This is a genomic window from Pseudomonas sp. JH-2, assembly GCF_036231725.1.
GTDB lineage: Bacteria > Pseudomonadota > Gammaproteobacteria > Pseudomonadales > Pseudomonadaceae > Pseudomonas > Pseudomonas delhiensis.
On the sequence record NZ_JAZAQP010000088.1, the window covers coordinates 1 to 11,762 of the forward strand.

An 11,762-nucleotide genomic window follows, 5' to 3' on the forward strand; every position below is an offset into this window, starting at 1 on the left:
TCGCGACATCCATGTCGCATGACCTCCTGAGCGCCGGTTTCGCTCGGCCTTCTGAAGGGGCGTTCCGGTGCGCTCGGTTGTTTCTCTGGAAACCCAAAATCAAGAGCGGCACTGCTCTTCGTAGGAGCGAGCTTGCTCGCGAACCCTGGGTTTCCGCGTTCGCGATAGTTCGTAGGGCGCATATAGTTCGTAGGGCGCATAACGCCTACAGCGTTATCCGCCATGATCGCGGACAAAGTCCGCTCCTACGGTTCCAGGAAGCACGGACGTAGGACTCCGTCCGCGATGGGCCGGCCGCGCCTGAGCACGATCGCGGATGGAATCCGTTCCTACAGGTTTTGCGCTCGCGTTTGGGCCCAGTCCTTGGTGAGCAGCCCATACAGTGCCGAGTCAGACACTTCCCCGGCGACTATCCAGCGTTGCCGCAGCAACCCCTCGCGCTGGAAGCCCAGGCGTTCCAGGGTGGCGGCGGAGGCCTGGTTGCGCGGGTCGATGTCCGCCTCCAGGCGATTCAGGCGCATGTCGCCGAAGGCATGGTCGAGCAGGGTGCGCAGGGCTTCGTTCATGTAGCCCTGTCCCTGGGCGTGGCGGGCCAGGCAATAGCCCAGCTCGGCGCGGCGCGAGTCGCCGGAGAAGGTATGTAGCGTACAGGTGCCGAGGAATGCGGCGTTTTCGCGGCGGGTCAGGGCCAGTGTCAGGCAACTGCCGTCGGCATAGCCCGCCAGGTCGCGCTGCAGGCTGTCCACGGCCTGTTGCGGCGAGGTCCAGGGTGGGGTGTTCCAGTACCTCATCACCTGCGGGTCGGACATCATCGAGAACAGCGCGTCGGCGTCATCCAGATGCATGGGGCGCAGGATCAGGCGTTGGCTCTGCAACTCTCGCGGGAAATTCATCGGCTCCCTCCGGGGACGTAGGTGAGCCGGGAAGCCTAGCAATCGCAGGGTGCTCCGCCGTGTTGGATATACGTACGGATGTTTCGGGGTAGTTGGGCAAGGGAAACACCATGCGGTCATGTAGGACCCTATCCGCGATAACCGGGCATATCGGCGTGACTCGCGGATGAGATCCGCTCCAGGTTTCCGTGACGCATGGCATTTCCCCCGCAGGAGGGACTCCGTCCGCGATCCACGCTCAGATGCCGAAGGCGCTTGCGCCCTCGTCGCCGTCGAAGCCCCGTTCCAGCTTGATCTTCAGGCTCAGGTCGGTGCGCGAGTCGGCGAATTTCAGGGCGTCGGCGATGCTGATGCGGCCGGCTTCGAGCAGTTGGTACAGGCTCTGGTCGAAGCTCTGCATGCCTTGCTCCAGGGCGCGTTCGATGGCGCCGCGCAGTTCCGGCAGCTCGTCGCGCTGGATCAGCCCGCGGATGTGCGGGGTGCCCAGCACCAGTTCCACCGCCACCACGCGGCGCTGGGTGGTGCCCGGCACCAGGCGCTGGCCGACCAGCGCCAGGAGGTTCTGCGACAGGTCGGCCAGCACCTGCGGGCGGGCCTCGTCGGGGAAGAAGCGGGCGATGCGCTCGATGGCGTGGCGGGCGCTGGTGCCGTGCAGGGTGGCCACGCACAGGTGGCCGGTCTCGGCGTAGTGCAGGGCGTGCTGCATGGTGGCGGCGTCGCGGATCTCGCCGAGCATGATCACGTCCGGCGCCTCGCGCAGCACGTTGCGCAGGGCATCCTCGAAGCTGTGGGTGTCCAGGCCCACCTCGCGCTGGTCGATGATTGAGCGCTGGTGCTGGTGGAGGAACTCGATGGGGTCCTCGATGCAGACGATGTGCCCCGAGCGGTGGCGGTTGCGGAAGTCGAGCATCGAGGCCAGGGTGGTGGACTTGCCGGAACCGGCCGCGCCCACCACCAGGATCAGCCCGCGGTCCTGCACCGCCAGCTTCTCCAGGATCGTCGGCAGGCCGAGGCTGGCGGCGTCGGGGATGACCTGCCTGATCAGCCGCACCACCATGGCCACCTCGCCGCGCTGCAGGTAGACGTTGACGCGGAAGCGCCCGCTGCCGGGCACGGCCACCGCCAGGTTCATCTCCAGGTCGCGCTCGAAGTCGGCGATCTGCTGCGGCGACATCAACTGGTAGGCCAGCAGCTTGACCTCGCCGGCGCGCAGTCGGCGTTCGCCGACCGGGCGGCTGACGCCCTCGACCTTGATGTGCGGCGCCGCGCCGACGCTGAAGAACATGTCGGAACCGGCGTGCTGCGCCAGCAGGTGCAACTGGCTGAAGACGTCGGGCAGGGCGCTGTCGCTGGCATCGCTCATGGGGAATCCTCGCAAGGGCGGGCGCCCGGGGTGGCCCGGGCGCATGTTCTCAGCCTAGCCGGCCTGGCGGACGGTGGCCTGTGGTGGCGCGCAGCCTAGCCGGAGGGCGGCGGGCGCATGTTGATCTGCGTCGTTGCGCCGCCCGAAGCATGCCATGGGGAAGGCTGGCGAGGGCAGGGGATGGCGGTACGCGATGTTGGGCATTTGCCCACAACCAAAACGGCGTTTTCTCCGCTGCTATCGGAACCGGCCGGCTGATCTTGGTGGCAATCCCTTAATGCTTTCCCTTGAGTGCCCGATGGCGGCCGGATACGACGCCGAACTCCCCCATCCAGGTGGCCGGTATCCCCCGTTTTTGAGCGGCGCCCGCTTCCGGGTGCTTCACATACTTTCAAGGCTGGGCGCCCGCGGCACGGGCCGCCCGGCCCCTGCAGGCGCATGACAGGACTCGCCCCGGCCGGCTGGCCGGGCCCACGGCAGGATACGGCCCCCCTGTAGACCTCCCCGGGCCCGCGAGCGCAGCCCTTCCCGCCGACCACCAGCCCCTGCCCACTACCAGCCCGCGCCGGCTGCCGGGCGCCCCTGGAGAACGTATGGGAGCAGCAACCATGAATACGTTGGCCGATGGCCGCTTCGCCCCGATCGTCGACATCAGCGATTCGCTCACCCGCCAACGCCTGCTCGACGCCCTGCTCGGCGCCGCGCCCAGCGATGCACGCCTGGTGCTGGTCTGCGCACCGGCGGGCTTCGGCAAGACCACCCTGCTGGCCCAGGCCGAGCGCCTGCTGGCCGGGCGCGGCGAGCGCACCTTCTGGGTGAACTGCAGCGACAGCGACTACCAGCCGGAGCTCTTTCTCGACAGCCTGCTGCAGGGCCTGCGCGAGGGCATCGCGGAGCCGGCGGGGGACAACGGCCTGGGCGCGCTGCTCGGGCTGCTGGAGGCCTGCCCGCTGAACTGCAACCTGTTCCTCGACCAGGTCGAGCTGGCTCTGAGCCCCGAGGTCGAGCGCCTGCTGGAGCAACTGGCCCGGCGCCTGCCGTCCGGCTGCCGGCTGTTGCTGGGCAGCCGCCGGCAGCCGCTGTTGCCGATCACGCAGCTGCAGCTGGCCGGCCTGCTGCGGGTGGTGGAGGCTGACAGCCTGCGCTTCACCGGGGAAGAGTCGCAGCAACTGCTCGGCGCCCTGCTGGGCGAGGCGCGCGCCCGCTACTGGGCGGACTACACCGAGGGCTGGCCCTTCGCCCTGCAGCTGCTGCGCCTGCGCTGCCAGGGCAGCCCGGCCGGCGAAGGGCCGCCGGAAACCGACCAGTACGCCTCGCTGGGCGGCATCTTCGACTACCTGGCCGAGGAGGTGCTCGCCAGCTGGCCGAGCGAGCTGGGCGAGTTCCTCCTGGACTGCAGCGTGCTCGACAGCGTGGACGTGCCGAGCGCCAACTTCCTGCGCGGGCGCGACGACGCCGAGCGCTGGCTGCGCGAGGCGGCGCGCCTGGTGCCCATCGTGGTGCCCGAGCAGCCGCTGCGGGTGCGCCTGCACCCGCTGCTGCGCGAATTCCTCCTCGGCCGCCTGGAAAGCCGCGAGCCGGAGCGCTTCGCCTGGCTGCAGGGGCGCGCCGCGGAATTCCACGCCCGGCGCCAGCAGGTGTTCCGCGCCGTCGAGCACGCCGCCCAGGGCGGCCTCTACTTCCAGGCGGTGTCCATCATCCTCGGCGCCGGCGCGGTGCGCCTGCTGGTCTGCGAGGGGGCGGTGCGCACCCGGGCGCTGCTCGAACTGCTGCCCCTGACCCTGGTGCGCCGGGAGCCGCGCCTGCGCCTGATGCTCATCTGCCTGCACATGCTCAGCGGCGAGACGCTGCAGGACAGCCTCGACCTGTCGCGGCTGGAGGCGGCGTTCGGCGGCGAGGTGGCCTCGCCGGAAGACGCCGAGACGCGCACCGACCTGCTCTACGTGCGGGCGATGATGGTCATCGGCAACGTGCAGCGGGCCGGCGACGGCGCCGTCCGCGAAGTGGTGCGGCGGGCCATGGTCGACGCCCGCGCGCGCTTCTTCGAGGACCCGCGCTACCTGTGCCTGGTGCTGCCGAGCGAGATCATGCTGCTGCTGCGCTACGGGAACGTCGACGAGGCGCGCCTGCGCCTGGAGGAGTTCATCGCCATCAACCGCAGCGAGGGCTTTCGCGAGAACCAGCCCTGGTCGCTGGTCTACCGCGCCCTGAGCGACAGCGCCCAGGCGCGCTACGACGACGTGCTGCAGACGGTGACCGGCCTGCTGGCCAAGGACGGGCCGCTGGCCGCGCCCCAGGCGAGCCTGCTGTTCCACATGGTCCACGCGCTGCTCGGCCACGTCCACTACGTGCGCGGCGACCTGGAGCAGGCGCGGCAGGCGTTCTCCCATTGCGCCTCGCGCCTGGGCGCCTCCCTGGCCGAGGTCTGGGAGCGGGGCCTGATAGGCGCGGCGCGGGCGGCTTTCTTCCTCGGCGACAGCGCCCAGGCCCTGGCCAGCCTGGAGGCGGCGCGTTCCGGGCACACCCTCGAATACCCGCTGCGCCGCGCGGTGGGCGCGACCCTGGTGGAGCTGCGCCTGCGCCAGCGCGAGGTGGAGGCGGGCCTGGCGCTGGCGATGGAGATCAACCTGGCGCGGCTCTGGCAGGAGGTGCTGGACGGGCGGCCGCTGTTCTGGGCTGAACTGGTCGCCATCGCCCAGGCCCACTACTGGCTGCTGGCCGCCCAGGGCCAGATGGCCGGCGCGCTGGAGGCGGCGGAAGCCTTCGAGCGCCTGGCCCGCGAGCGGCAGAACCGCTTCGGCGTCGGCCAGGCGCTGGTGCTCAAGGCCCACGCGCTGCTGGCCGGCGAGCTGCCCGGCACGCCCATGGCGGTGCTCGACGAAGCGCTGGAGCTGTTCGGCGAGGGGCTGGCGGTGCAGAGCTTCATCGAGGCCGGCGCCGAGGTGGTCACCCACCTGCGCGAGATGTCGCGGCGCCAGGGCCGCGCCGAGGTGCCGCTGATCACGCGCTGCATCGAGCTGTGGGAAAGGCACTTCCGCGCGCGCCTGGATGCCCAGGCCCTGTTCACCCGGCGCGAGCTGGATGCGTTGATGGGCCTGGCCGGCGGCCGCACCACCAAGGTCATCGCCCGCGAACTGGGGATTTCCCCGGAGACGGTCAAGCAGCACCTGAAGTCGGTCTACGCCAAGCTGGGCGTGCACCGGCGCCGGGAAGCGCTGGCCGTGGCGCGGCGCCGGGCCATCCTGCCCTGAGCCGGGGCGCCCCCCGGCCAACCGGAACGGCAAGCGGCACGCCGCCTCGACGCCCTTGCGGCGCAGCGGCCGCCTGCCTGCGGGTTCCGCCCGCCCATTCCCGCCCGCACTCCGCTGACGGCCGTCGCCGGCCTCCCCCGATTTATCCACCCCCTTCCCTCATCCCGGGCCGGCCCGCGCCGGCGCGCCTTCGCATACTGCGATCGGCAGGCAGCGGCGCCACCGCGCCGCGAAGCCTGCCCATGACAACGACAATACGCGGCCCGCGAGGCCGCCAGCTCCGCCATGCCGCGGGCCGCCACGGTTCCGCCGGCAGGGCGCAGGAGGCGTGCAATGAACCTTCGAAGAACGACCGCAGTACTCCTCGGCCAGGCGGTGCTGCCGCTGGCCTGCGCATACGCCGCCGAAGGGGCCAGCTACGGCGGGCCGGTGGGCGGCACCGACCTGGGGGCGGCGCTGCTGCCGGCCACTTCCGGGCTGTACGGCGGCCTGGTGCTCGGCTACGCCAGCGGCGACCGCTTCCATGGCGACGACGGCGGCCGCGACCCGGCGCTGGAGGGCAGCATGACGGCCCAGGTGGCCGCGCTGGGCCTGCTCTACGTCTACCCCGGGCAGTTCCTCGGCGGCACCCTGGCCTCCAGCCTGCAGGGCAGCGTCAACGGCGGGCGCATGGAGATCAACGGCGAGGCCGAGCACTACCAGGGCTTCGGCGACCTCTACGCGGACCTGCTGATGTGGAGCCGCTACCTGGGCGACGCCGCCCCGGGCCAACGGCCCACCGGGGCGACGCTCAAGCTGGCGTACTCGATGGTGTTCCCCAGCGGCCGCTACAACACCTCGGACCTCTACACCTCCGGGCGCAACGTCTACTTCTTCGTGCCCAACGCCGCGCTCACCTACCTGGGCGGGCCGAACACCCTGGGCGAGGGCCTGGAGCTGAGCCTGCACGCCTTCGTCAACGTCGCTTCCCGGAACCGGGCCACCGACTACAGCAGCGGCACCGTGGCCAACCTCAACTTCGCCGCCGGCCAGCGCATCGGCCGCTGGCAACTGGGCCTGGCCGGCTACCACGCGCGCCAGCTCGACGACGACCGCCAGCACGGCGCCCGCGTCGAGCCGGACGGCCGGCGCTACCGCGCCACCGCGCTGGGGCCGGTATTGGCCTACGACCTGCCGCGCGGCGCCGGCTCGCTGAAGTTCAAGGCGCTGGCGCCGGTGAGCACACGCAATTCGCTGGCGGCCAATACCGCCTATGTCGTCTGGTCGCGTTCGCTCTGAGGAGAGAGCCCATGGTCCGCAAGAATACCCCCCTGCTGCGCATCGGCATCGACGTCGGCGGCACCAACACCGACGCCGTGCTGATGTGCGGTCGCGAAGTGCTCTGCGCCTTGAAGCGCCCCACCACCGAGGCGGTCGGCGACGGCGTGGCGGCGGCGGTCGCCGAACTGCTGCGCGAGGCGGCGGTGGAGCCGGCGGCGGTGGCCGCGGTGATGCTGGGGACCACCCAACTGCTCAATGCCTTCCTCGAACGCCGGCAGCTGGCGCGGGTCGCGGTGGTGCGCCTGGCCCTGCCCCGTGGCGACGGCGTGCCGCCGCTGCTGGGCTGGCCGCCGGAGCTGTGCGAGGCCATCGACGGGCAGGCCCACCTGGCCGACGGCGGCGCGTTGTTCAACGGCCAAACCTACAGCGAGCTGGACGTTCGCCAGCTCGGGCGCATCGCCGCAATGATCCGCCAGCGCGGCGCCGAGGCGCTGGTGCTGTCCTCGACCTTCGCCCCGCTGCGCCCGGACATCGAGCAGGACGCGGCGGCGGTGCTGCGCAAGGCCCTGGGCGACGACCTGCACCTGACGCTGTCCGCGGACGTCGGCGGCATCGGCCTGCTGGAGCGGGAGAACGCGGCCATCGTCAACGCCAGCCTGCAGCCGCTGGCGCGGCGGGTGGTCGGCGACCTGCAGCGGGCCTTCCGCCGCCTGCAGCTGGATGCGCCGCTGTTCATCAGCCAGAACGACGGCACACTGATCACCCCGCAAGCGGCCACGCGCTTCCCCATCCTCACCTGCGCCGCGGGGCCGACCAACAGCCTGCGCGGCGCGGCTTTCCTCAGCGGCCTCGAGAACGCCCTGGTGCTGGACATCGGCGGCACCACCAGCGACATCGGCGCCCTGGTCGACGGCTTCCCGCGGCAGACTGCCGGCCCCCTGGAGCTGGGCGGGGTGCGCTGCAACCTGCGCATGCCCGACACCCTGTCCGTCGCCCTCGGCGGCGGCACCCGGGTGCACCTGACCGATGGCCGGCCGACGCTCGGCCCCGAATCCCTGGGCTTGCACCTGCCCCAGCGGGCCCTGGTGTTCGGTGGCGACACGCTGTGCGCGACCGATATCGCCGTGGCTGCCCACGGCCTGCAGGGCATCGGCGACCCGCGGCGCCTCGCCGGCCTCGCACAGGCCCTGGTGGAGCAGGCCATGGCCGCCATCCGCGGGACACTGGAGCAGGCCCTGGAACGCATGCGCACCAGCAGCGTGCCGCTGCCGGTGGTGCTGGTGGGCGGCGGCAGCATCCTTCTGCCGATGCAGCTGCAGGGCGCTCCCCAGGTGCTGCGCCCGGCCCGGGCGGACGTGGCCAACGCCATAGGCGCGGCCATCGCCCAGGTCAGCGGGCGCGTCGACCGCCTGTTCCAGATGCACCCGGGCAACCGCGAAAGCGTGCTGCGGCAGGCCCGCCAGGAGGCCATCGACGCCGCCGTGCAGGCCGGCGCCGAGCCCACCAGCGTCGACGTGGTGGAACTGAACGAACTGCCCATGACCCACCTGCGCGCCGGCGCTACCCGCGTGCAGGTCCGCGCCGTCGGCGACCTGGCCCTGGCCGCCGCCCACTGAAACCCCGAAGAGGTCCAGACCATGCCTTGCTTCGATATCCTTTCCAGCCAGGACCTGGCGCGCGGCGCCGTGCTGCTGGGCACCGGCGGCGGGGGCGACCCCCATGTCGGCGAGCTGTTCCTGCGCCGCCAGCTGCAACGGGGCCTGCAGCCGCGCCTGCTGCCGCTGGCCGAACTCGCCGACGAGGCCTTCGTGGTCAGCGTCGCCGGGATAGGCGCGCCCACCGTGCTGGTCGAGCACCTGCTCAGCGAGACCGCGCTGAAACACCTGCTGCGCCAGGCCGAGGCGCTCTACGGGCGGCCCATAGACGCGCTGGTCTGCGCCGAGGTCGGTGGCGCCAACGCCATGCTGCCGCTGGCCGCCGCGGCCCTGAGCGGCCTGCCGCTGGTGGACGCCGACGGCATCGGCCGGGCCTTCCCGCACATCGACATGACCACCTTCGGCATCCACGGCTGCAGCGCCTCGCCGGCGCTGTTCAGCGACGACCTGGGCAACCTGGCGCACCTGAGCGCCGCCGACAACCCGAGCCTGGAACGCATGGCCCGGGCCCTGGCCGGGAGCCTGGGCGGCAGCCTGTACGGCGTGCTCTACCCGCTGGACGGGGCCCGGGTGAAGCGCTTCGCGGTGCCGGGCAGCGTGACCCAGGCCCTGCGCATCGGCCGCCATATCCGCGAGGCGCGCGCCGGCAGCGCCGACCCGGTGGCCGAGCTGGTGCGCTTCCTCGACGGCCTGGAGCCGGGGCGCCGCGCCCGCGAGCTGTTCGACGGCAAGGTCGCCGACGTGCGCCACGAGACCCGCGACGGCTTCCACTGGGGCCAGGCGCTGCTGGAACCGGCCAGCGGCAGCGGCGAACCGGTGGCCATCGACATCCAGAACGAGTTCCTCCGCGCCCGTCAGGGCGAGCGTGTGCTGGCGGTGGTGCCCGACCTGCTGTGCCTGCTGGACAGCGAGAGCGCCGAGCCGCTGACCGCCGAGAACCTGCGCTACGGCATGCGCGTGCGCCTGCTGGCCTACGCCGCGCCGCCGTGCCTGCTCAGCGAGGCGGCGCTGGCGGTGGTGGGCCCGGAACGCTTCGGCCTGGAGGCGCCGTGGCGCTCCTTCCTGGCCGACACGCAGGGGAGGGCGCAAGCATGAACGAGCTATCCCCCGCGCGGCCCGACGGCGACCACGCCACCCGCGCCCTGCCGCCTGGCGAAGGCCTGGGCGCCTGGCGCATCGGGCTGATCCTGATGGGCGCGCTGATCGCCCTGCCGTGCTTCGTCACCGGCGCCGAACTGGCCCACGCCCTGGGCCGCCAGCAGGCGCTGCTGGCCTGCCTGGGCGGCGGCGCGGTGCTCCTGCTGCTGGCGCTGCCCGCGGCCTATGCCGGGGCGCGCTCGCGGTTGAGCACCTACATGCTGATCCTCGATGCCTTTGGTTCCGTTGGCGGGCGTTGCGTCAACCTGGTGCTGTCGCTGGCGCTGCTGGGCTGGTTCGGGGTGGTCGCCGGCCTGTTCGGCCAGGCCATGGCGGCGGTCGCGCCGGCCTTCCTGGCAGGCGTGCCGGCGCTGGGCTGGAGCCTGGCCGGCTGCCTGCTGATGCTGGTCACCAACCTGGTCGGCTTCCGCGCCCTGGACGGGCTGTCTCAGCTGGCCACGCCGCTGAAGCTGGGCTTGCTGCTGTGGGCCTGCTGGGTGGCGCTGGAGGGCCACGGCGTGCCGCCCGCGGGTGGCGGCGCCGGGGACTATTCGGTGCTGCAGGGCATGTCGCTGGTGGTGGGCGGCGTGGTCATCGGCTGCATCCTGCTGCCGGACATCTGCCGCCACGCGCTATCGCCCGGCCGCGCGTTGCTGGCCGTGTTCTGCGCCTTCGGCCTGGGCTTCCCGCTGGTGCTGGCGCTGGCCGGGCTGCCCAGCCTGGCCACCGGGGAGCGGCAGCTGGTGGCGATCATGCTCGCCCTCGGCCTGGGCCTGCCGGCGATGCTGATCATCCTGCTCTCGGCCTGGTCGACCAACGCCTACAACCTCTACGCGGCGACCCTGGTGTGCGCCAGCGTGGCGCCCCATGTGCAGCGCCGGCGCCTGGCGCTGTTCACCGGGGTGCTCGGCGCGGTGCTGGGGCTGGCCGGCCTGGGCGACGCCCTGCAGCATTACCTGGCGCTGCTGGCCGTGGCCCTGCCGCCGGTGGGCGGGGTCTACCTGTGCAACTACTACCTGAACCTGCGGGGCGCCGTGCGCAAGCCACGCCGCTGGCGGCTGGAAGCCTTCGGCGCCTGGGCCTGCGGGGTGCTGGCGGCGACATTGCAGGCGGTCTGGCCGTTCACCCTGACCTGGGTGCCGGCGCTGGATTCGCTGCTGGTGGCGGCGGCCTGCTATCTGCTGCTGCGGGGTGTCGTTGCGCGCCGCGAGGGGCAGGAAGGGCGGGGGACGCTGCGCCCCGACGGGGCGGGGTAGGCGAGGCGCCGGGCGCGGCTGTACGGGGGCGCGCCCGGCGTGGGGGGATCAGTCTTCGCGGCTGGTGACTTCCACCAGGTGGTAGCCGAACTGGGTCTTCACCGGGCCCTGCACCTGGTTCAGCGGCGCGCTGAACACCACCTGGTCGAATTCGCGGACCATCTGGCCCGGGCGGAACGAGCCCAGGTCGCCGCCGCTGCGGCCGGACGGGCAGGTGGAGTGCTCGCGGGCCAGGGCGGCGAAGTCGGCGCCACCCTCGATGGCGGCCTTGAGTTCATTGCACTTGTCTTCGCTGGAAACCAGGATGTGACGGGCGGAAGCGCGGGCCATGATGTTGCTCCTCAAAGGCAGGGAAAGGGACGCAGAGACTAGCGCATTTGCCGGCGGGGGGCGGAGGGTTTCCGTCGGAGCGCCCTCACCCCAACCCTCTCCCGCAAGCGGGAGAGGGGGCCGTTCGTGCCACCGGGGCGTCCGGCGTGGCCGGTGAATCCAATCGCGGACGAAGTCCGCGATCCGGCGGATAACGCCGTAGGCGTTATGCGCCCTACGCCAGACGTAGGGCGAATAACCGTTCGCGGTTATCCGCCGTTTGCCGTGCGACCGGGGCGTCCGGCGTGGCGGGGACCAATCGCGGACGGAGTCCGCTCCTACAACGGTGCTTCCTGGAACCGTAGGAGCGGACTCTGTCCGCGACTTGGCGGATAACGCCGTACGGGGAGCCCGGGAGCTTCGCGGTTTCGCATCACGCCGAACGGTCCCCTCTCCCGCTTGCGGGGGAGGGTTAGGGAGGGGGCCGAGTCAGGGGTCGCGAGCAAGCTCGCTCCTACGAAGAGCAGTGCCGCTCTTGATTTTGGATTTCCAGAGAAACCTCCGAGCGCACCGGAACGCCCCTTCAGAAGGCCGAGCGAAACCGGCGCTCAGGAGGTCATGCGACATGGATGTCGCGA

The 11,762-nt window shown here is 71.7% G+C and carries 8 protein-coding genes; 5 read left to right on the plus strand and 3 right to left on the minus strand.

The features are described from left to right. Positions 1–329 precede the first annotated feature (329 nt). Positions 330–893, minus strand: coding sequence for a GNAT family N-acetyltransferase (locus VV867_RS30395; protein ID WP_109932314.1), 564 nt, complete (start codon positions 891–893; stop codon positions 330–332). Positions 894–1,131: 238 nt separating this feature from the next. Beyond that, the gene (locus tag VV867_RS30400; protein WP_328568390.1) at positions 1,132–2,256 is read right to left on the minus strand and encodes a PilT/PilU family type 4a pilus ATPase; all 1,125 of its coding nucleotides are present in this window, start codon (positions 2,254–2,256) and stop codon (positions 1,132–1,134) included. 608 nt (positions 2,257–2,864) lie between these two features. Here VV867_RS30400 and VV867_RS30405 point away from each other — a divergent pair. The 5 genes from VV867_RS30405 (at position 2,865) to VV867_RS30425 (ending at position 10,815) form a co-directional block, all read left to right on the plus strand. After that, positions 2,865–5,507, plus strand: coding sequence for a LuxR C-terminal-related transcriptional regulator (locus tag VV867_RS30405; protein ID WP_275629258.1), 2,643 nt, complete (start codon positions 2,865–2,867; stop codon positions 5,505–5,507). Positions 5,508–5,840: 333 nt separating this feature from the next. After that, positions 5,841–6,785 (plus strand): SphA family protein, encoded by a 945-nt coding sequence (locus VV867_RS30410; protein ID WP_328568391.1) that lies wholly within the window; start codon positions 5,841–5,843, stop codon positions 6,783–6,785. An 11-nt stretch (positions 6,786–6,796) separates the two neighbouring features. Continuing rightward, positions 6,797–8,383 (plus strand): hydantoinase/oxoprolinase family protein, encoded by a 1,587-nt coding sequence (locus tag VV867_RS30415; RefSeq protein WP_328568392.1) that lies wholly within the window; start codon positions 6,797–6,799, stop codon positions 8,381–8,383. 21 nt (positions 8,384–8,404) lie between these two features. Next, on the plus strand, positions 8,405–9,517 hold the full coding sequence (locus VV867_RS30420; protein WP_328568393.1) for a DUF917 domain-containing protein: 1,113 nt from the start codon (positions 8,405–8,407) through the stop codon (positions 9,515–9,517). Further along, complete coding sequence (locus VV867_RS30425; protein ID WP_328568394.1) at positions 9,514–10,815, plus strand: hypothetical protein; 1,302 nt, start codon at positions 9,514–9,516, stop codon at positions 10,813–10,815. Before VV867_RS30420 ends, VV867_RS30425 begins: the two co-directional genes overlap by 4 nt. 48 nt (positions 10,816–10,863) lie before the next feature. Here the strand turns inward: VV867_RS30425 and VV867_RS30430 are convergent, their stop codons facing one another. Beyond that, positions 10,864–11,145, minus strand: coding sequence for a peptidylprolyl isomerase (locus VV867_RS30430; RefSeq protein ID WP_089394026.1), 282 nt, complete (start codon positions 11,143–11,145; stop codon positions 10,864–10,866). Positions 11,146–11,762: the final 617 nt, after the last annotated feature.